Source organism: Bradyrhizobium sp. Ken51 (assembly GCF_055807435.1).
The window spans coordinates 215,620-235,915 of record NZ_JBVVPB010000003.1; the positions used below are offsets into that span (position 1 = coordinate 215,620).

The following is a 20,296-nucleotide window of genomic DNA, read 5'->3' on the forward strand; positions in this document are numbered from 1 at the left end:
TCACACCACGCACAATCGACAGACCTCGCGGTATGGGTCTTGGCTTTCGCCAAGGACGACACCGTTGGTGTGATGCGGGCCATTGCATCAAACGCTCACGTTTAGTCCAGCCCCTGCGCTGCCGGCATGTCCTGTGTCGGCAGGATCGTTGGAGCAGGTTTGGCCAGACCGACGGTTGGAGCAATGACCTGCGGCGCGGCCTCGGCGGGCCTTGCCGGCACGACTGCCACGGTCTGCGTGGCAGGTTGAGCCTGCGCTGCCTGCGCCGTCGCAGGCTCGGCCGGCTTCGCCGCGGCGACCGGCGCCTCGCGCGGCGGGGCGGCCTTCGGGAGCGGGACGGTGCGGCTGGCGACATGCGGGATCGGGGCCGGTGGGCGGGGCGGACCACTGCGGACCATGGTCGGCGGCGGCAGCGCGCTTTGCGGGCGGTAAGGTGCAACCGCAGGCTGCTCGTAGCCAGGCGCCATGCCGTAAGCGTCAGCAGCTGGCATGAAGCGCAAAATCCTTCCGTCGCGGGCGTCGATCACCAGCCGGCCGTCCTCGCCGCGGCGGTCGATCACCGCGATGGTGTAGACGCCGCCGCCCAGGCGCGGGATGCCCAGCGGAGAAAACCCGTTTTCGCGCAGCACCGCGTAGACCTCGGTCGATGGCAGCAGCACCGGGGCCGGCCCGCGTTCCTCGTAGCCCGAGCCGTAGCCATAGCGCGGCGGCGGGGGCGGCGCGGCGTCCGATGGCGCATAGGGTCCGTCGAAATCCGAGACCGCGATCATCGCCCCTCGCGCTGGAACTTGCGCTTGAGCCGCGGTCGCGGCCAGCACCAGCGCGGCGGCGGCCACACATCCTGTGAAAAACTTCATGGTCGAGACGCTCCTGTCAGGCCCCCGGACGGATCGCGCTCTTTCGCTTCTTGCGGCGTGGCGCGCCCTCCGAAGGGTCGATCCGAAGCATCATTGCGGATTTCGGCGTCGGCGGGGCCGGATCAGGGCGCGTTTGCTTCAAAACCGGGGCCGCGCAACTTTTGGAAAGCGATCGATTGACAGATGGGGAATCGGGACTTGCGCGCGCTTGTGTGATAGACAAAAATTTGGCAAGGTGATGGTTAGGACAGGAAGACTGTCTCAATTTTGCTTGCGGTTCCGGCATAGGGATTGCAACGAAAGTCGGTGCTTTCGAGCGCCAAGAAGGCAACAGGCAAAGCCGTTCTCGGGGACGAAGAACGCCTTGGCCTGAATTTAAGAAAATGCGGCTCGCGAGCGCACGAGCGGTGACCCAGAAGCGGGTGCCGCGGGACGCCCAAGGTGCGCCGAAGGTGGCGGTGAGGCAGCTTGCCGCATGGAGAGGACGAGGACATGAACGGGTCGCAAGTCGAGCGCGGAAACATCGTGGCAGAGCAACTGTCGGCGACGGTCGCCTCGAAAACGACCGATCCGATTCAGGAACACAATTCACGCCCCCCGGCCGTAGGTCTTTATGATCCGAGCCTGGAGAAGGATTCCTGCGGCGTCGGCTTCATCGCCAACATCAAGGGCCAGAAGTCCCACGAGATCGTCGCGGACGCACTCAGCATCCTCTGCAACCTCGAGCACCGCGGCGCCGTCGGCGCCGACCCGCGCGCCGGTGACGGCGCCGGCATTCTGGTGCAGATCCCGCATGCTTTCTTCAGCCGCAAGGCGAAGGAGCTCGGCTTCGCGCTGCCCAATCCCGGCGAATACGCCATCGGCGCGCTGTTCATGCCGCGCGACACCGCCTGGCGCAACGTCATCAAGAGCATCATCGCCGATCAGATCAAGGAAGAGGGCCTGACCCTGCTCGGCTGGCGCGACGTGCCGACCGACAATTCCTCGCTCGGCGTCACCGTGAAGCCGACCGAGCCCGCCTGCATGCAGGTGTTCATCGGCCGCAACGGCACCGCCAAGACCGAGGACGATTTCGAGCGCCGGCTCTACATTCTGCGCAAGTCGATCTCGCAAGCGATCTATCAGCGCCGCGACCGCGGCCTCGCCGGCTATTATCCGTGCTCGATGTCCTGCCGCACCGTGATCTACAAGGGCATGTTCCTCGCCGACCAACTCGGCAAGTACTATCCCGATTTGCACGAGGCGGACTTCGAGAGCGCGTTGGCGCTCGTTCACCAGCGTTTCTCGACCAACACCTTCCCGGCGTGGTCGCTGGCGCATCCCTACCGCATGATCGCGCATAACGGCGAGATCAACACGCTGCGCGGCAACGTCAACTGGATGGCGGCGCGCCAGGCATCGGTGAGCTCCGAGCTTTATGGCAAGGACATCAACCGGCTCTGGCCGATCTCCTACGAAGGCCAGTCGGACACCGCCTGCTTCGACAACGCGCTCGAATTCCTGGTGCAGGGCGGCTACTCGCTGCCGCACGCCGTCATGATGATGATTCCGGAGGCGTGGGCGGGCAATCCCTTGATGGATGAGAAGCGCCGCGCCTTCTACGAATATCATGCAGCCCTGATGGAGCCGTGGGACGGCCCCGCCGCGATCGCCTTCACCGACGGCCGCCAGATCGGTGCCACGCTGGACCGCAACGGCCTTCGTCCCGCGCGCTATCTCGTCACCAAGGACGACCGCATCGTGATGGCGTCCGAGATGGGCGTGTTGACGATTCCCGAGGACCAGATCATCACCAAGTGGCGCTTGCAGCCCGGCAAGATGCTGCTGGTCGACCTCGAGCAGGGCCGCCTCATCCCCGACGACGAGATCAAGGCCGAGCTCGCCAGGAGCCATCCCTACACGGAGTGGCTGGAGCGGACACAGATCGTGCTGGAAGAGCTGCCGAAGGTGCCGACCACCGGCGTGCGCTCCAACCTGTCGCTGCTCGATCGCCAGCAGGCGTTCGGCTACAGCCAGGAAGACATCACCATCCTGATGACGCCGATGGCCTCCACCGGCGAGGAAGCCGCAGGCTCGATGGGCAACGACACGCCGATCTCGGCGCTGTCGGCCAAGGCCAAGCCGCTGTTCACCTACTTCAAGCAGAACTTCGCACAGGTCACCAACCCGCCGATCGACCCGATCCGCGAGGAGCTGGTGATGAGCCTCGTCTCCATCATCGGACCGCGGCCGAACCTGTTCGACCTGCAAGGCCTTGCCACCACAAAGCGCCTCGAAGCGCGCCAGCCGATCCTGACCGACGCGGACCTCGAAAAAATCCGCTCGATCTCAGACGTCGCTGAGTCGCACTTCAAGTCGCGCACGCTGGACACCACCTTCCACGCCGGCCTCGGCGCGGCCGGCATGGACCAGGTGCTGGACGAGCTCTGCGCGCGCGCCGAGAGCGCGGTGCGCGAGGGCGTCAATATCATCATCCTGTCCGATCGCATGGTCGGCACCGACCGGGTTCCGATCCCGTCGCTGCTGGCGTGCGCCGCCGTGCATCATCATTTGATCCGTACGGGATTGCGCACCTCGGTCGGCCTCGTCGTCGAGTCCGGCGAGCCGCGCGAAGTGCATCACTTCGCCTGCCTGGCCGGCTACGGCGCGGAAGCGATCAATCCCTATCTCGCGTTCGAGACCATCATCGCGATGAAGGACCGCCTGCCCGGCTCGCTCGACGACTACGAGATCGTCAAGCGCTACATCAAGTCGATCGGAAAGGGCCTGCTCAAGGTGATGTCCAAGATGGGCATCTCGACCTACCAGTCCTATTGCGGCGCGCAGATCTTTGACGCCATCGGTCTCAAGGCGGAATTCGTCGGAAAATTCTTCGCCGGCACGCATACCCGCGTCGAGGGCGTCGGTCTTGGCGAGATTGCCGAAGAGGCGGTGCGCCGTCATGCCGACGCGTTCGGCGAGGCTCTCGTTTACAAGACCTCGCTCGATGTCGGCGGCGAATACGCCTATCGCAGCCGCGGCGAGGACCATGCATGGACCGCCGAGTCGGTGGGGCTGCTCCAGCACGCCGCGCGCGGCAATTCGCTGGAACGCTACCGTGCTTTCGCCAAGATCCTCAACGAGCAGTCGGAGCGTCTCCTGACGCTGCGCGGCCTGTTCCGGATCAAGAACGCGGACGAGGAGAAGCGCAAGCCGTTGCCGCTCGACCAGGTCGAGCCGGCCAAGGACATCGTCAAGCGTTTCGCCACCGGCGCGATGAGCTTCGGCTCGATCTCGCGCGAGGCGCACACCACGCTCGCGATTGCCATGAACCGGATCGGCGGCAAGTCGAACACCGGCGAAGGCGGCGAGGAAGCCGACCGCTTCAAGCCGATGCCGAACGGCGACAGCATGCGCTCGGCGATCAAGCAGGTCGCCTCCGGCCGCTTCGGCGTCACCACGGAGTATCTCGTCAACTCCGACATGATGCAGATCAAGATGGCGCAGGGCGCCAAGCCCGGCGAAGGCGGCCAGTTGCCCGGCCACAAGGTGGACGCGACCATCGCAAAGGTCCGGCACTCGACGCCGGGCGTCGGCCTGATCTCGCCGCCGCCGCACCACGACATCTACTCGATCGAGGATCTGGCGCAGCTCATCTACGACCTCAAGAACGTCAACCCGGACGGCGCGGTTTCGGTCAAGCTGGTCTCCGAGATCGGGGTCGGCACGGTTGCCGCGGGCGTCGCCAAGGCGCGCGCCGACCATGTCACCATCGCGGGCTTCGAGGGCGGCACCGGCGCTTCGCCGCTGACCTCGATCAAGCACGCCGGGTCACCGTGGGAGATCGGCCTCGCCGAAACCCACCAGACGCTGGTGCGGGAGCGGCTGCGCAGCCGCATCGTGGTCCAGGTCGACGGCGGCTTCCGCACCGGGCGTGACGTCGTGATCGGAGCGCTGCTCGGCGCCGACGAGTTCGGCTTCGCCACCGCGCCCTTGATCGCGGCCGGCTGCATCATGATGCGCAAGTGCCATCTCAACACCTGCCCGGTCGGCGTCGCGACCCAGGACCCCGTCCTGCGCAAGCGCTTCACCGGCCAGCCCGAGCATGTGATCAACTACTTCTTCTTCGTCGCCGAGGAGGTCCGCGAGATCATGGCCTCGCTCGGCTTCCGCAGCTTCAACGAGATGATCGGCCAGGTGCAGCTGCTCGACCAGACCAAGCTGGTCGCGCACTGGAAGGCCAAGGGGCTCGATTTCTCCAAGCTCTTCGTCAAGCAGAAGGAAGAGAAGGGCCAGAAGATCTATCACTCCGAGCGCCAGAACCATCATCTGGAAGCGGTGCTCGATCGCACGCTGATCGAGCAGGCAACGCCTGCGCTCGACCGCGGTGCGCCGGTGAAGATCGAGGCCAAGATCAACAGCACCAACCGCTCCGCGGGCGCGATGCTGTCGGGTGCGGTCGCCAAGATCTACGGCCATGCCGGCCTGCCGCATGAGACCATCCATGTCAGCCTCAAGGGCACCGCCGGCCAGGCCTTCGGCGCGTGGCTGGCGCAAGGCGTCACCTTCGAGCTCGAAGGCGAAGCCAACGACTATGTCGGCAAGGGTCTCTCGGGCGGCAAGATCATCGTCAAGCCGCCGGCCAACAGCGGCATCGTGCCGGAAGAGAGCATCATCGTCGGCAACACCGTGATGTACGGCGCCATTCAAGGCGAGTGCTACTTCCGCGGCATCGCCGGCGAGCGATTTGCCGTGCGCAATTCCGGCGCGGTGGCGGTGGTCGAGGGCGCGGGCGATCATTGCTGCGAATACATGACCGGCGGCATCGTGGTCGTGCTCGGCAAGACCGGGCGCAACTTCGCGGCCGGCATGTCCGGCGGCATCGCCTATGTGCTGGACGAGACCGGCGACTTCGACAGGCTGTGCAACATGGCGATGGTCGAGCTCGAGCCGGTGCTGTCGGAAGAGCTGATCAACGCCGGCACCTACCACCACTCCGGTGACCTCGAGGCGCACGGCCGGGTTGACGTGTTCAAGGACCTGCTCGCCTCCGACGTCGAGCGGCTCCACGTTCTGATCACGCGCCATGCCAAGGCGACCGGCTCCAGGCGTGCCGCCGACATCCTGGCCAACTGGAAGGACTGGCTGCCCAAATTCCGCAAGGTGATGCCGGTCGAATACCGGCGCGCGCTGCGCGAAATGGCCGCCAACGCGGACGCCGAGCCGAAAATCGCGATCGGGGCGTAAGAAATATCAGCGCCCGTCATTGCGAGCGTAGCGAAGCAATCCAGACTTTCTCCTCGGATGCAGACTGGATTGCTTCGTCGCTTCGCTCCTCGCAATGACGGTGAGAAGGCAACAAACGAATTTAAGCGGCAGGGACTTCGGGTTTAATGGGCAAGATCACGGGTTTTCTCGAAATCGAACGGCATGACCGCAAGTACACCCCGGTCGCCGAGCGCGTGAAGCATTTCCACGAGTTCGTCGTTCCTCTCTCCGAGAAGGAAACGCGCGACCAGGCCGCGCGCTGCATGAACTGCGGCATTCCCTATTGCCACGGCACCGGCTCGGTCTCGCCCGGCACGCCCGGCTGCCCGGTCAACAACCAGATCCCGGACTGGAACGATCTCGTCTATCAGGGCAACTGGGAAGAAGCCTCGCGCAATCTGCACTCGACCAACAATTTCCCGGAGTTCACGGGGCGCATCTGTCCGGCGCCGTGTGAAGCCTCCTGCACGCTCAACATCGACGACAACCCCGTCACCATCAAGACCATCGAATGCGCGATCGTCGACCGCGCCTGGGACAATGGCTGGCTGAAGCCGGAAGTGGCGGCCGTGAAGACCGGCAAGAAGGTCGCGGTGATCGGCTCGGGTCCGGCCGGCATGGCCTGCGCGCAGCAGCTCGCGCGCGCCGGCCACGACGTGCATCTGTTCGAGAAGTTCGCCAAGGCCGGCGGCCTGCTGCGCTACGGCATCCCCGACTTCAAGATGGAAAAGAACGTCATCGACCGCCGCGTCGCGCAGATGGAAGGCGAAGGCGTCACCTTCCACTACAACAGCCATGTCGGCGTCGACGGCAATATCGACCCGCGCGAGATGCTCAACGAGTACGACGCCGTGGCGCTGACCGGCGGCGCCGAAGCCCCGCGCGACCTGCCGATCCCCGGCCGCGACCTTGCCGGCATCCACTACGCCATGGACTTCCTGCCGCAGCAGAACCGCCGCGTGTCCAATGAACCGTTGAACGGCGTCCAGGAGATTTTGGCCGGCGGCAAGCATGTCGTCGTCATCGGCGGCGGCGACACCGGATCCGACTGCATCGGCACCTCGCTGCGCCAGGGCGCGCTCTCGGTGACCCAGCTCGAGATCATGCCCGCACCGCCGGAGCACGAGAACAAGGGACTGACCTGGCCGAACTGGCCGCTGAAGATGCGGACGTCCTCGAGCCAGGCCGAAGGCGCGATCCGCGAATTCGCCGTGTTGACGCAGAAGTTCACGGGCGAGAACGGCAAGGTCAAGAAGCTGCACTGCGTGCGCGTCGACGACAAGTTCAAGGCGATCGCCGGCACCGAGTTCGAGCTCGACGCCGATCTCGTCCTGCTCGCGATGGGCTTCGTCCATCCCGTGCACGAAGGCCTGCTCAAGATGCTCTCGGTCGAGCTCGACCCGCGCGGCAACGTCAAGGCCAACACGCTCGACTACCAGACCTCGCGCCCGAACGTGTTCACGGCAGGCGACATGCGCCGCGGCCAATCACTGGTGGTCTGGGCCATCCGCGAGGGCCGGCTGTGCGCCCGGTCGATCGATACGTTCCTGATGGGAAAGACGGATCTGCCGCGCTGAGTCGGCGCGAGCCGCCCAAGCTCGAAGGCAGACAATAAATCCGCTGTCGTCCTGGCGAAAGCCAGGACCCATACCGCGTGATCCCTCGATCGTTGGCCGGTCGCAATACCAAACGACGAGTCTTCGCCAAACTACTCCCTGGGGTAATGGGTCCTGGCTTTCGCCAGGACGACACCTCGGGCTTGGCTTCGCCAATCGCAACGACCATGCGCGCTAATTCTGCAGCCTCACCCCCAGCATCACCACCGTGCCCTGCGAGCTTGACCCCGGCTGGTTCGAATCCAGGATGTCGTGGCGGAGCGTGCCCTTGATCCAGATGTTGCGGTTGAGCTTGTAGATCAGATTGCTTTCGAACGAGTAGGTCTTGTCGTTGCGATTCTGGCCCTGGTAGTCGTAGGTGCCGTAGGTGAATTTGCCCACTGCCGTTAGCCAGCGACGGAAATCGTGATCGACTTCGGCGGCGTAGGTGTGCACCAGCACGCCGGAGGAGCCGGGGACGGTGGTCTCGGCGATCTGCGTGTCGGTGGCGAATTTCACGGTGGTCAGGCCGCTTGCATTCCAGATCAGTGAGCCCGAGGTCAGGAAGCCCGCGAGCTGGCTGAGGCGCGGATCGACATAGTTGCGCGCGGAGTAGCCGACCGAGACCTCGCCGATGAGAATGCGCGAGAACTCGAAGGACGTGCCGACCTTGGCGTAGCCGCCGTTCGAATCGCGGAAATAGCCGTTGCGGTCGGCGGCCCGGTCGTGCACGCGGGTGTCGCCCTGGATCTCGACGAACGGCTTCAGGCCCGGCTTGAGATCGTAGGAGAACCGTCCGACGCCGCCATACTGGTTGAAGTCGCGATCGTCGTTGCTGAAGGTCGATCCGTCGGTCAGCTTTGAGTTGGTATAGGCAGTGCGGTCCACGGTGGCGCCGGCCGCGACCTGGAAGCGGTTGAAGCTCTGGTCGAAGCCGACGGTCGTGCCATAGGCGGCGTAAACAGGATATTTTTGCAGGCCGGCCTGCACGTTCGGGCTGCCGGGATTGTCCGTGGCGAGCCGCAGGCGCAGCTGCGTGGTCAGCTTGAGATCGCGATTGACGTCGATGCGGCCGTCGACATGGCCGGTGAAGTCGGGGCGGTCAACCTCGACCGGCGAAGGCGAGGCAAAGCCGTCGATCGTCGCCGGCATGTTGTTGGTGTAGCCGGAGAACGAGCCGCGCAGATCCGCGACCAGTGCGTGGCGCTCCCAGTCGGACGCCACGAGCAGATCGGGCGCGACGACATAGGCCGGCGAGCCGACTGGCTTGTTTAGGCGCGCCGGGTTGGTGTCGTAGCCGGTGGAGAGCTCGAGCCCGCCCTTGATCAGGAAGCTGCCGGCATAGTCGCCGACCGCGCCGAACGCATCCTCGTCGAGCTTGAGGCGGCGGCGCAGCGGCTGGCCGGGCACGTTGCCGGCCAGCGCCGGCGGCACCGGCGCTTTGTTTGCGGAGGCGGACGGCGGCGGCGCGATCTTCGGCGGGCCGAGCGTGGATGGCGGCGGCGTTGTAGTCGGTGCCCGCGAGCCGGGACCGGCAGGGCGCTTCGGCTTGGGCTGACCCGGATAGAGCTTCGGCTGCAGCCGCTTTCGGTTCAGCGAGTCGTAGCCGGAGCTGCTCGCACCACTGGCGGCAGGCAGGCCATAGGTCGGGACCTGGCCGGTCGGGTTCTGGTTGGTCGGGTTTTGGCCGGGGCGCGCCGGCGTCTGCTGGCGCTTGCGCAAATCGGAGTTGGGATCGGGCAGCGCCGGCAGCGCATCCGACGGCGCCTGCGGCACGCCCGCGGTGCGGCGCGTCGGCAGCGTGTCGGGCGAGGCGAAGCCACCGCGGTTGGGACTGAACAGGTCGGGGGTGAGGCTCTGGGCCGCCACGGGGGCGCTTCCAAGGACCGTCAGCGCAAAGCACGGCAAAGCCGCGCGCAGGAAATGCGCGCGTTTGCTCCGGCTCGAGCCTGGAGACGACCCCACGATGGAAGAACTCCAACGAAATCAAACACTTTCGCGATTATCCCCACCGATCGGCGGGAACCATCGTTAATGGAGTTAAAACAATTATGGTTAACGACCGGTTGAGGGTCGGGCCGCCCTCGTCGCATGCAAGACCGTGGCGTGCTAAGCAGGCACCAACGGGCGAACGCCCCTCCTCCCTGGACCAGAACATGCCGAGTTCGAAACCGCTGATGACCCAATCATCCGGCCCCATTCCCGACAGCGTCGAATCCGCACTCCGCACGCTGGAAACGGAGAGCGGCGGCATCAACGCGCTCGCTGCCGCCCTGCGCGGCCCGCTTGGCGCGAGCTTCGCCCAGGCGGTCGATCTGATCCGCAACGCGAAGGGCCGCGTCATCGTCACCGGGCTCGGCAAGTCGGGTCATATGGGCCGTAAGATCGCGGCGACGCTGGCCTCGACCGGCACGCCCGCCTTCTTCGTCCACACCGCCGAAGCCGCCCATGGCGATCTCGGCATGATCACCACCGATGACGTCATCATGGCGCTGTCCTGGTCCGGCGAGCAGCCGGAGATGAAGACCCTCGTGAACTATTCCGCAAGGTTCGCCATCCCCATGATTGCGGTGACGTCGAACGCGGCGTCCTCGCTGGGACAAGCGGCCGACATCGTCCTCGAGCTGCCAAAGGCGCGCGAGGCCTGCCCGCACAATCTGGCCCCGACCACCTCGACGATGATGCAGGTCGCGATCGGCGATGCCATCGCGATCGCGCTGCTCGAGGGCCGCGGTTTCACCGCGCTGGAGTTCGCGCATTTCCACCCCGGCGGCAAGCTAGGGGCGATGCTGAAATTCGTCCGCGACTACATGCGCACCGGTGCGGAGATCCCCGTCAAGCCGCTCGGCACCAAGATGTCGGACGCGGTGATGGAGATGTCGGCCAAGGGCCTCGGCTGCGTCTGCATCGTCAACGATGCGGCCGAGGCTGTCGGCATCATCACCGACGGTGACCTGCGCCGCCACATGCGACCGGACCTGCTGACGGCGTCGGTCGACGACGTCATGACCAGGCAGCCGAAGACAGTGCCGCCCTCGATGCTCGCCACCGAGATGATCGAGGTGCTCAACACCCGCAAGATCACGACGCTGGTCGTGACCGAGGCGGACAAGGTGGTCGGTATCGTGCATCTGCACGATCTGCTGCGGGCGGGCGTGGCGTAGCGCGTCCCTTTCTCTTTCGTCATTGCGAGCGCAGCGAAGCAATCCAGACTGCCTCTGCGGAAAGATTCTGGATTGCTTCGCTACGCTCGCAATGACGGCGGTTAGAGCGGCGCCGGAAACCGCGCCGCCGTCTCCTCCAGCGGCAATCTCAGCCCGTTCGCCAGGTACGAGACCGTGCGGTAGAAGCCGCACAGCAGCATAATCTCCAGGATCTGCGCCTCGTCGTAATGCGCCGACAGCGCGGCGAACTCGGCGTCGTCAAACGTCGCACGGTGATGCAGCGCGTCGACGGCGGCGATCAGCGCCTGCTCGGCCGGGGACCAGCACGGCGACGTCGCATCGCCCTGCACGGTGGCCCGCACCTCCGGCTCGCTGAGCCCCGCCGGCACGGCAAAGATCGCGACGTGCACGCCCCATTCATATTCGCATTTGTTCAGCGCGCAGGTGCGGTCGATGACGATCTCGCGCTGGCGCAACGACAGCGGGCCGGGATCGAGCAGGCCGGCGGCGCGAAACTTGTTCCAGGCGCGGGTATGGCCCGCCATTACCCGGAACAGCAGCAGCGGCGGCGCACCGCGCATGATGCGGTCGAACTGCGCCTGAATCTCCGGGGGATAAGGCGGGGTGAGCGGGGCAATGCGCGGCGGGGCCTGGGACATTGGCCGTCTCCTTTGCTACATTTATTGTAGCAACACGCTACATTATTTGTAGCAGTGTGCAAGAGGGCCACGATGGCGAAACAGACCTCCCCCAGATCGCGCAACGTCCGTGGCTCGCGCTCCGGGCGACCGATCATGGCGCTGCTCGACATCCTGGGGCGACGCTGGAGCCTGCGAATCCTGTGGGAATTGCGCGACGCCCCCCTCACCTCGCGCGCATTGCGAACCGCCTGCGACGAGGCCTCGCCGACGGTGCTGCAGGCGCGGTTGGACGATTTGCGCGAGGCCGGATTCGTGGAACTCGGCGAAGCCAGCGGTTACGGGCTGACGGCGCTCGGGCGAGAATTGTGCGAGACGTTCATGCCGCTGCACCGGTTTGCGGAGAGGTGGCGCAGCAAGAGCGGCGCGTAAGTCTGGCGATGCCGTCCCGGCAAGCTCGTCTACGCCGCCGCAACCGTCAGATTCGCACCGTCCACCTGCACCACCTTCACACGCGTGCCCGCCGGCGTATCCGGACCGGCGACGCGCCAGACCGTGTCGCCGATACGCATGGTGCCGTTGCCGTCGACGATCGGCTTCTCCAGCGTGAACTCGCGGCCGAGCAGCGCATCCGCGCGCTTGTTGAGGAATGGGCTCGCGCTCGCATCAGACTTCGGACGGGCGAGGCGGCGCCACACCGGCACCGCGGCGGCAGCGAAGATCGCGAACATCACGAGCTGGATCTGCCAGGATATCGCTACTCCGAACGAGATCAGCCCGACCAGCAACGCGGCGAGCCCGAGCCAGAACAGGAAGATTCCCGGCGCCAGCACCTCCAGCGCCATCAGGGCGAAGCCGAAGATCAGCCAGTTCCAGGTGCCGAGCGATACGAACATGTCGGTCATGACACGACCTCTTTGAAATGACGCATGCCCTTGTCGGAAAACCGGTGTCCACTTTTCCGGGGCATGCGCTTTACCCCTGCCGCGGCGGCACCGCCGGCGGCGTCGGACTGGACGACGGCACCGAGCCGCGGCGGGCGGCAGCGGCCGCGGACGCTGCGCTTTCGCCGAACGTCGCCTTGGCGATCTCGCCGATGCCGGCGAGCGAGCCCAGCATGCTCATCGCTTCGACCGGAAGCATGATGACCTTCTGGTTCGGCGACTCAGCCAGTTGCCCGAACGCCTTGATATATTTGTCGGCGATAAAATAGTTCAGCGCCGCGACGTCGCCCTTGGAGATCGCTTCGCTGACCATCTGCGTCGCCTTGGCCTCGGCTTCCGCCGACCGCTCGCGTGCTTCGGCGTCGCGGAAGGCGGCCTCGCGGCGACCTTCCGCCTGGAGAATTTGGCCCTGCTTGGCACCCTCGGCGCGCAGGATCTCGGACTGGCGTGCACCTTCGGCCTGAAGGATGTCGGCGCGTTTGACGCGCTCGGCCTTCATCTGTCGGCCCATGGCTTCGACGAGGTCCGCCGGCGGCACGATATCCTTGATCTCGATACGATTGACCTTGAGGCCCCAGGGCGAGACGGCGGCATCGACCACACGCAGCAGGCGCTCGTTGATTTCGTCACGGTGCGACAACACCTGATCGAGATCCATCGAGCCCATCACCGAACGGATGTTGGTCATGGTCAGAACGGTGACGGCCTGGGTCAGGTTGGAGACTTCGTAGCTCGCCTTGGCGGCGTCGAACACCTGAAAGAAGGCGACGCCGTCGACCGTCACGGTGGCGTTGTCCTTGGTGATCACCTCCTGCTCGGGAATGTCGATCACCTGCTCCATCATGTTGATCTTGCGTCCGACGCGATCGAAATAGGGCACGATCAGATTGAGCCCGGGGCTCAGGGTCTGGGTGTATTTGCCGAACCGCTCGATGGTCCAGTCATAGCCCTGCGGCACCGTTTTCACACCGGCCACCAACGTGACGATGACGAGCAAAACCAGCACAATCGCGAAAATGTCGAAACCGCTCATATTTCCTCCAAGGCGGGAAAGATTGTCGGGAAAAGACCCTTTTCCGCGCTGTCATTGGTCGGGATCACGACCCCAAGGGTTCAGTAAAGCGTTCAGTAAAGGATTCAGTGTTCAGCGGTCGTGGATGATTTCGGCATCGGCAGGATTCTACACAAGACGCCGGGATAAGGAATGGTCGCGATTATGTATTTGCGACGCGCTCTTGAAAGCGTGCCGGCGCAGACCTAGCGACAACGTTAACGAATCCGTCCATGCCGGCGGTCGCAGCCAAATCCTACTCGATGACCTCGTTCGCGGTTGCGAGCAGGCTTGGCGGAAGCGTGACGCCGATCGCCTTGGCCGTCTTCAAGTTGATCGCCAGCTCGAACGTGGTCGGATTCTGGACCGGCAAGTCGGCCGCCCGCGCACCCTTCAGAATGCGATCGATATAGGAGGCGGCGCGGCGGAGCTGCTCGGCGCTGTCGGTGCTGTAGGACATCAAGCCACCCTCGTCGACGAAGGTGCGGCTCCAGAACACTGCCGGCACACGCGCTTCGTTGATGGCCGCCAGGAGAAGCGCACGGTTGGACATGGTGAAGAAGTCCGGCAGCACCAGCAGGCCGCCGTCTTTCCGCGAAGCCAGGGCGACGATCGAGGCCGTGTCATGCACCGGCGCGGACTCCACCGTCACATCGAGCGCGCGGCCAGCGTCCTCAATCGTACCCAGCATCAGGGGCGCGAACGGCGCGGTGGCGGGATTGTAGACCACGAACACACGGGACGGTCTTGGCGTGACCTGCGTCAGCATCTCCAGCCATTTGCCGGCCAGCGGGCCGTCGTAATCGGTGAAGCCGGTGACATTGCCGCCGGGATGAGCGAGATTCTGGACAAAGCCCTGGCTGACAGGATCGGTGACGACGGCGAAAACGATCGGGATCGTCGTCGTGCGCCGGCGCAGCTCTTCCACCGAGGGCGTGCCGACCGCGAGCAGGATGTCGGGCTTGAGAGCGATCAGCTCATCGGCGAATTGCGCGATCCGTGCGCGGTCGCCGCCGCCGTTGCGCCAATCGATCTTGAGGTTGTCGCGCTCCTTCCAGCCATGACCGGCAAGCGCTTGGACCAGGACCGCGCTACGGGTCTGCCCGATCGCATCGTCGGCCGCAGTGACCGAGAGCACGCCGAGCCGGCGCGTCGCATTCGTTTGCGCCAGCACCGAGGCCGGCAGCGCCGCGGTCACCCCAAGAAGCGCCAGAACCTCGCGGCGGTTCATGGGGCGCTCCTCGGATCCAGGCTCACTATATCCAGCCCCGGAGCTCGCGAAGCACCAGCGTTCGGATCACGTTCATGCCGGGGTCGCTGTCGTTGAGGCAGGGGATCGCGGAAAACTGCTCGCCGCCATTGTGCTCGAAGATCTCGGCATTCTCCTGCGCGATCTCCTCCAGCGTCTCAAGGCAATCGGCGGAAAACCCCGGCGTGATCACCGCGATGCGGCGCACGCCCTCTTTCGCCAGACGCTCCATGGTCTTGTCGGTGTAGGGCTGCAGCCACTCGTCGAATCCGAAGCGCGACTGGAAGGTCAGCAGCAGTTTCGTCTCGTCCATGCCGAGCCGGCGCCGCAGCGCCTCGGTGGTCGCGACGCACTGGCTCTGATACGGGTCCCCCTTGTCGACGTAGGCCTTCGGCATGCCGTGGAAGGAGGCGACGATCAGCTCCGGCTTGAACGGCAGGCTCGCCAGATGCGTCTCGATCGAGGTGGCGAGCGCCTCGATATAGGCTTCGTCCTCGTAATAAGGCGGCGTCACCCGCAGCGTCGGCTGCGCGCGCAGCCGCGCAAACACGCGAAACACCTCGTCGCAGACGGTGGCCGACGTCGCGGCGGAATATTGCGGATAGAGGGGTACGGCAAGGATGCGATCGCAGCCCTTCGCAATCAGGGCATCGATGCCCGACTTGATCGATGGATTGCCGTAGCGCATCGCCCACTCCACCGTGACCTGGTCGCGGTCCGACAGCATGGCTCCGAGCTTGTCGCTCTGCGAGCGCGTGATGGTCTTGAGCGGCGACTCGTTCTTCTCGGTGTTCCAGATCTTGAGATAGTCGCGCGCCTTGGCGCGGGGGCGGGTGCGCAGGATGATGCCGTTCAGCACCACCTTCCAGATCAAGCCCTGATTCTCGATGACGCGGGCGTCCGAGAGGAATTCCTTTAAATAGACCCGCACGCCGCGCGCGTCGGCGGTATCGGGCGTGCCGAGATTGACCAGGAGCACGCCGACGCGCGAGGGGGCGGGCTGCGTGGCCGGCATCGCGATCTGGGTGGGGGCGATTGTCATCATGATCCGTTGCGTCGCGCGTTGTTCCGAACTTGTCAAGATTGGGCCGGTTTCGCTAGGGTCCGTGCGCAGGGGGAAGAACCATGACGCTGGCGGAATGGTGCGTTTTCGGGGCGCTGCTGCTCTATCTCTTAACGATCGTCTCGATCAAATGGATCAGATTTCGCGGCTTCGACAATTCGCGGCCGCGCGATCCCGCCTTCTTCGAGGACGCCATCGCGCAGCGCGCGCTCGGCGCGCACCAGAACGGCATCGAGACCTTTCCGTTCTTCGCCTTCGCGGTGCTACTCGCCGAATACAGGGAGTCGCCGCAGCGCCTGATCGACGAGCTCGCGGTGCTGTTCCTGATCGTACGGATCGCCTATGTGCTGACCTATCTCGGCAACCGCCCGACGTTGCGCTCGATCCTCTGGAGCATCGGCTTTGCGATCAATCTCGGGATCTTCTTCATGCCCGCGTTGAAGCAGTTCTTGCCGGTGTGAGTTCGTGAAACCGTAGCCCGGATGGAGCGAAGCGTAATCCGGGGTCCCCTCCGCGGCGGCACTGTCCCGGATTGCGCTTTGCTCCATCCGGCTACAACGCCTGCCGCTCAAAAACACGTCGTCCGTTCGGCCGCGATGTAACCCAGCAACAGGCCTGCACCGAGCAGCAGCACGAGGCCGGCGGCGGCGAATTCGATGCCGCGCATGAACAGTGCGCCGCTGCCGTCGCGTCCGGCGCTCAGGCGGGCGGCGATGTCCTTTGCGGAGACGGCAATCACCGCGATGGCTGCGACCGTGATCGCGGTGCCAAGCCCCATCAGCAAGGTCGCGGCGATGCCGGCCCAGAACAGGCCTTGGGCCAGCGCAAACACCAGCACCAGGATCGCGCCCGAACAGGGACGGATGCCGACGGTGAGGATCGCGGCAAAGCCGCGTCCCCAGCCACCGGGGCCGGCGAGTTCGCTCGGCGTGGGGCCGTGGGAATGGCCGCAATGCTCGTCATGGACGTGGTCATGCTGGTGGTGATGATGGGCGTGCGCATGATCGTGACCATGATGATCGTGCGTATCGTGATGGTGCTGACCTTGATCATGATGGTCATGCGGCACGCCCGCGATCGCCGGCACCGGCTGAACCGCCTGGAGGGCACGGATGAAAGTGCGGCCCTTGACCCAGACTAGGCGCAGGCCGAACAGCGCGATCAGGGCGTAGCTGGCGATCTCGATCGCGCCTTCCGCCTTGCACATGGTCTTGGCGGTCGCATTCAGCACCCAGGCCGAGATGCCGACGATCAGGATCGCCACCAGCGACTGCATCAGCGCGGAGGCAAACGACAGCACGATGCCGCGCCGGGCGGTCTCGCGATTGGCGACGAGATAGGAGGCGATCACCGCCTTGCCATGGCCGGGGCCGGCCGCGTGGAAGATGCCATAGGCGAACGAGATGAAGAGCAGCGTCCACACCGCCGAGCCGTCGGACTTCGCGGCGCGGATCGTCGCCGACATCTGGCGATAGAATTCCGATTGCTTGGCCAGCACCCAGCCGATGATGCCGCTGGCCTCGGGCTGGGCGGCTTGTGGCGAACGCGGCGCGCCGAACGGATTTTGCGCGAGGAGATCGTGGAGCGCCGCGTCGGCCACGGCCACAACGAGAAGAACGCCCGCGCAGACGGCGAGCCCGCGCCCGAGAGGCGTGAGTTTCGGCTTCAAGGACAATCCACCGTGATCTTGTTGGCGAACATCATGCCGAAATTCGAATTCTCGCCGTTCATGAAGGTCTGCTCGTTGAGCTTCTGGGCACTCGCGGTGCCGTCGCTCGGCCGGTCAAGTTTCATCTGGCAGCCGGCGGGCGCGCCAACCAGCTTGACCGGGTTGTCCTTGGCCATCTGGAAGTCGATGAAGAAGGAGCGGTCGAACACTTCGAGCATCAATTGCCTGGGCTTGACCGGGTTCTTAAGCGGCAGCGTGAAGTGCAGGGTCAGGACCGTATCCTTGTAGTCGAGGAAATAGTCGACCGGCTCCTGGAATCGCTCCTTCTTGCCGTCGGCTCGCGCGAAGGTGAAATAGGCATATTCCTTCAGCGACTCGACATTGGTCTGCGCCAGCGGCCCGAGCTCCTCGCGCGAATAGGTTCCCTTGGTCTTGCTCTCGAGCCCCTGCACCGCATAGGCGGAGAACATGTCGTCGAAGGTCCATGCATGGCGCACGCCGGTGATGGTGCCGTCGGGAGCGTAAAGCAGCTCGCTGGTCGCGGTGATCCAGACATGCGGATGCGCCCGCGCCGCGCCTGCCGCGAGCGACAGAGCGACGGCGAGCAGCAGTCCGAGAAGGGCGCGCATGCCCATCAGGCCGCCTTCGGGGTGTCGAGCAGGCCGCGGCGGCGCAAGAGCGCGTCGGGCTCCGGCGGCCGGCCGCGGAACGCCTCATAGGCGGCTTCCGGATCGACCGATCCGCCACTCGAGTAGATGTCGTCGTGCAAGCGCTTTGCGACGGCGGGATCGAAGATGTCGCCGGCTTCCTCGAACGCGCCGAAGGCGTCGGCATCCATCACCTCCGACCACATGTAGCTGTAATAGCCGGCCGCATAATGATCGCCGGTGAAGATGTGACCGAATTGCGTGGGACGGTGACGCAGCGATATCTCCTCGGGCATGCCGATCTTCTCCAGCTCGCGTCTCTCGAAGGCGCGGACATCCTGCGCGGCGGAGGCCGGCTGGGTGTGGAATTCGAGATCGATCAGCGCCGAGGAGACGAACTCGACGGTGGCAAAACCCTGGTTGAATTTTCGCGCAGCCAGGAACCGTTGCAGCAGATCGTCCGGCAGCGGCTCGCCGGTCTGATAATGGCGCGCGAACTGCTGCAGCACCTCCGGCCGCTCCTGCCAATGCTCGTAGAGCTGCGAGGGCAATTCGACGAAGTCGGTGAACACGGAGGTGCCCGACAGCGAGGGATAGGTCACGTTGGAAAGCATGCCGTGCAGGCCGTGGCCGAACTCGTGGAACAGGGTGCGGGCGTCGTCGGGCGACAGCAGCGAGGGTTCCCCATCCGCGCCCTTGGAGAAGTTGCAGATGTTGAGGATCAGCGGCGCGACCTCGCCGTCGAGCTTCTGCTGGTCGCGCAGCGAGGTCATCCAGGCGCCGGAGCGCTTCGACGGCCTGGCGAAGTAGTCGCCATAGAACAGCGCCTTGTGCTTGCCGTCCCGCCCCTTCATCTCCCAGACCCGGACGTCGGGATGCCAGACCGGCACATCCTTGCGCTCTTCGAAGGTGACGCCGAACAGGCGCGTGGCGCAGTCGAAGGCGGCGGCGATCATGTGGTCGAGCGCGAGATACGGTTTGATCGCGGCGTCGTCGAAATTGGCGCGCTGAAGGCGCAGCTTTTCGGCATAAAAGCGCCAGTCCCAGGGGGCCAGCTTGAAATTGCCGCCCTCCTCCGTGATCAGCGTCTGCATGTCGTCGCGGTCGGCGAGCGCCCGCGCCCGGGCGGGCTTCCAGACCCGCTCCAGAAGGCCGCGCACAGCTTCCGGCGTCTTGGCCATGGAATCCTCGAGCCGGTAGGCCGCGAAGGTCGGGTAGCCCAGGAGATTGGCGCTCTCTTCGCGCAGCTTCAGGACCTCGACGATGGTCGCGTTGTTGTCGTTGGCATTGCCGTTGTCGCCGCGCGCGGTGAAAGCCTTGTAGACCTTCTCGCGGAGGTCACGCCGGGCCGAGCTCTTCAGGAACTGTTCGACCGAGGAGCGCGACAGCGTGACGATGGCCTTGCCGGCCATGCCGCGTTCTTCCGCCGCAGCCTTGGCGCTGGCGACAAAACTCTCCGGCAGGCCCTGGCGGTCGGCTTCGCCGAGCTCCATGAACCATTCCTGCTCGTCGCCGAGCAGATGATGACTGAAGCTGGTGCCGAGCTGGGCGAGCCTCTCGTTGATCTCCGCCATCCGCGTCTTGGCCTCTTCGGAGAGGCCCGCGCCGGAGCGGTGGAAGCGGGTGTAGGTACGCTCGAGCAGGCGGAGCTGTTCCGGTGTCAGACCGAGATTGGCGCGGTTCTCGTGCAGCTGGGCGATGCGGCCAAACAGCACGGCGTTCATCATGATCGGATTCCAGTGCCGCGCCATCCGCAAGGAAACCTCCTTGTCGATCTCCAGGATGGCCGGGTTGGAATGCGCCGAGACGAGGTCGTAAAAGACTGACGCGACCTTGCTGAGCAGCTTGCCCGAGCGCTCCAGCGCCGTGATGGTGTTGGCGAAGTCGGCCGCGGTCGGGTCGTTGGTGATCGCGGCGATCTCGGCAGAGTGGTCCGCGAAGGCCTGCTCGAAGGCCGGCAGGAAGTGCTCCGGCTTGATCTCGTCGAAGGGCGGGGTCGCAAATGGCGTCACCCACGCCTTCAGCAGCGGGTTGGTCTCGGAGTCCGTAGTTTGGCGGGGTTCTGACATTACAAGTCCCGATTTGTGGCTCGATTGTTGCGGCCAGCTATAGCACGCGATGGGGCTTTTTTGGGCCATTTGCCCTTGCTCCCGGCTGCCTTTTCGGGGAGAT

Annotated in this window: 15 protein-coding genes; 5 read left to right on the top strand and 10 right to left on the bottom strand. The window is 65.0% G+C overall.

Features of this window, described 5'->3' with window-relative positions; translation table 11 throughout:
- Window positions 1-101: 101 nt before the first annotated feature.
- A complete protein-coding gene (locus tag AC0L27_RS08010; RefSeq protein ID WP_473318553.1) occupies window positions 102-857 on the bottom strand; it encodes a hypothetical protein in 756 nt (251 codons plus the stop codon).
- Window positions 858-1,349: 492 nt separating this feature from the next.
- On the opposite strand from AC0L27_RS08010, the gene gltB reads away from it, so the two are divergent.
- Together gltB and AC0L27_RS08020 are read left to right on the top strand one after the other, a co-directional pair.
- Window positions 1,350-6,083: a glutamate synthase large subunit gene (gltB, locus tag AC0L27_RS08015; protein WP_354208318.1), complete on the top strand. Its 4,734-nt coding sequence runs from the start codon at window positions 1,350-1,352 to the stop codon at window positions 6,081-6,083.
- Between the two features lie 146 nt (window positions 6,084-6,229).
- The gene (locus AC0L27_RS08020) at window positions 6,230-7,681 is read left to right on the top strand and encodes a glutamate synthase subunit beta (RefSeq protein WP_354208319.1); all 1,452 of its coding nucleotides are present in this window, start codon (window positions 6,230-6,232) and stop codon (window positions 7,679-7,681) included.
- A 213-nt stretch (window positions 7,682-7,894) separates the two neighbouring features.
- On the opposite strand, the gene AC0L27_RS08025 is transcribed toward AC0L27_RS08020, so the two are convergent.
- Window positions 7,895-9,664, bottom strand: coding sequence for an outer membrane beta-barrel protein (locus AC0L27_RS08025; protein WP_354208320.1), 1,770 nt, complete (start codon window positions 9,662-9,664; stop codon window positions 7,895-7,897).
- A gap of 191 nt (window positions 9,665-9,855) precedes the next feature.
- Between AC0L27_RS08025 and AC0L27_RS08030 the strand changes: the two genes are divergently transcribed.
- Window positions 9,856-10,863, top strand: a complete 1,008-nt coding sequence (locus AC0L27_RS08030; protein WP_275171005.1) for a KpsF/GutQ family sugar-phosphate isomerase — start codon at window positions 9,856-9,858, stop codon at window positions 10,861-10,863.
- A gap of 101 nt (window positions 10,864-10,964) precedes the next feature.
- Here the strand turns inward: AC0L27_RS08030 and AC0L27_RS08035 are convergent, their stop codons facing one another.
- Window positions 10,965-11,522 carry a carboxymuconolactone decarboxylase family protein gene (locus tag AC0L27_RS08035; protein ID WP_354208321.1) on the bottom strand — a complete coding sequence of 186 codons (558 nt, stop codon included), beginning with the start codon at window positions 11,520-11,522 and terminating at the stop codon, window positions 10,965-10,967.
- A 72-nt stretch (window positions 11,523-11,594) separates the two neighbouring features.
- Here AC0L27_RS08035 and AC0L27_RS08040 point away from each other — a divergent pair, with 72 nt between their 5' ends.
- Window positions 11,595-11,933 carry a winged helix-turn-helix transcriptional regulator gene (locus AC0L27_RS08040; RefSeq protein ID WP_354061287.1) on the top strand — a complete coding sequence of 113 codons (339 nt, stop codon included), beginning with the start codon at window positions 11,595-11,597 and terminating at the stop codon, window positions 11,931-11,933.
- Window positions 11,934-11,962: 29 nt separating this feature from the next.
- Here the strand turns inward: AC0L27_RS08040 and AC0L27_RS08045 are convergent, their stop codons facing one another.
- The 4 genes from AC0L27_RS08045 to hemH all read right to left on the bottom strand — a co-directional run bounded on the left by AC0L27_RS08045 (window position 11,963) and on the right by hemH (window position 15,787).
- Entirely contained in the window at window positions 11,963-12,406 is a 444-nt protein-coding gene (locus AC0L27_RS08045; RefSeq protein WP_354208322.1) for an NfeD family protein, read from the bottom strand.
- Window positions 12,407-12,476: 70 nt separating this feature from the next.
- On the bottom strand, window positions 12,477-13,478 hold the full coding sequence (locus AC0L27_RS08050; protein WP_354061283.1) for an SPFH domain-containing protein: 1,002 nt from the start codon (window positions 13,476-13,478) through the stop codon (window positions 12,477-12,479).
- A 274-nt stretch (window positions 13,479-13,752) separates the two neighbouring features.
- Window positions 13,753-14,727: an ABC transporter substrate-binding protein gene (locus AC0L27_RS08055; RefSeq protein ID WP_354208323.1), complete on the bottom strand. Its 975-nt coding sequence runs from the start codon at window positions 14,725-14,727 to the stop codon at window positions 13,753-13,755.
- 25 nt (window positions 14,728-14,752) lie between these two features.
- Window positions 14,753-15,787, bottom strand: coding sequence for a ferrochelatase (hemH, locus tag AC0L27_RS08060; RefSeq protein WP_473318713.1), 1,035 nt, complete (start codon window positions 15,785-15,787; stop codon window positions 14,753-14,755).
- Between the two features lie 83 nt (window positions 15,788-15,870).
- Between hemH and AC0L27_RS08065 the strand changes: the two genes are divergently transcribed.
- On the top strand, window positions 15,871-16,269 hold the full coding sequence (locus AC0L27_RS08065; RefSeq protein WP_275170997.1) for an MAPEG family protein: 399 nt from the start codon (window positions 15,871-15,873) through the stop codon (window positions 16,267-16,269).
- Window positions 16,270-16,376: 107 nt separating this feature from the next.
- Here the strand turns inward: AC0L27_RS08065 and AC0L27_RS08070 are convergent, their stop codons facing one another.
- The 3 genes from AC0L27_RS08070 to AC0L27_RS08080 are packed head-to-tail and all read right to left on the bottom strand — an operon-like array spanning window position 16,377 to window position 20,193.
- The gene (locus AC0L27_RS08070) at window positions 16,377-17,477 is read right to left on the bottom strand and encodes a nickel/cobalt transporter (protein ID WP_354208325.1); all 1,101 of its coding nucleotides are present in this window, start codon (window positions 17,475-17,477) and stop codon (window positions 16,377-16,379) included.
- Complete coding sequence (locus AC0L27_RS08075; RefSeq protein WP_354208326.1) at window positions 17,474-18,112, bottom strand: DUF1007 family protein; 639 nt, start codon at window positions 18,110-18,112, stop codon at window positions 17,474-17,476. Before AC0L27_RS08075 ends, AC0L27_RS08070 begins: the two co-directional genes overlap by 4 nt.
- Window positions 18,112-20,193, bottom strand: a complete 2,082-nt coding sequence (locus AC0L27_RS08080) for a M3 family metallopeptidase (protein ID WP_354208327.1) — start codon at window positions 20,191-20,193, stop codon at window positions 18,112-18,114. Before AC0L27_RS08080 ends, AC0L27_RS08075 begins: the two co-directional genes overlap by 1 nt.
- Window positions 20,194-20,296 lie beyond the last annotated feature (103 nt).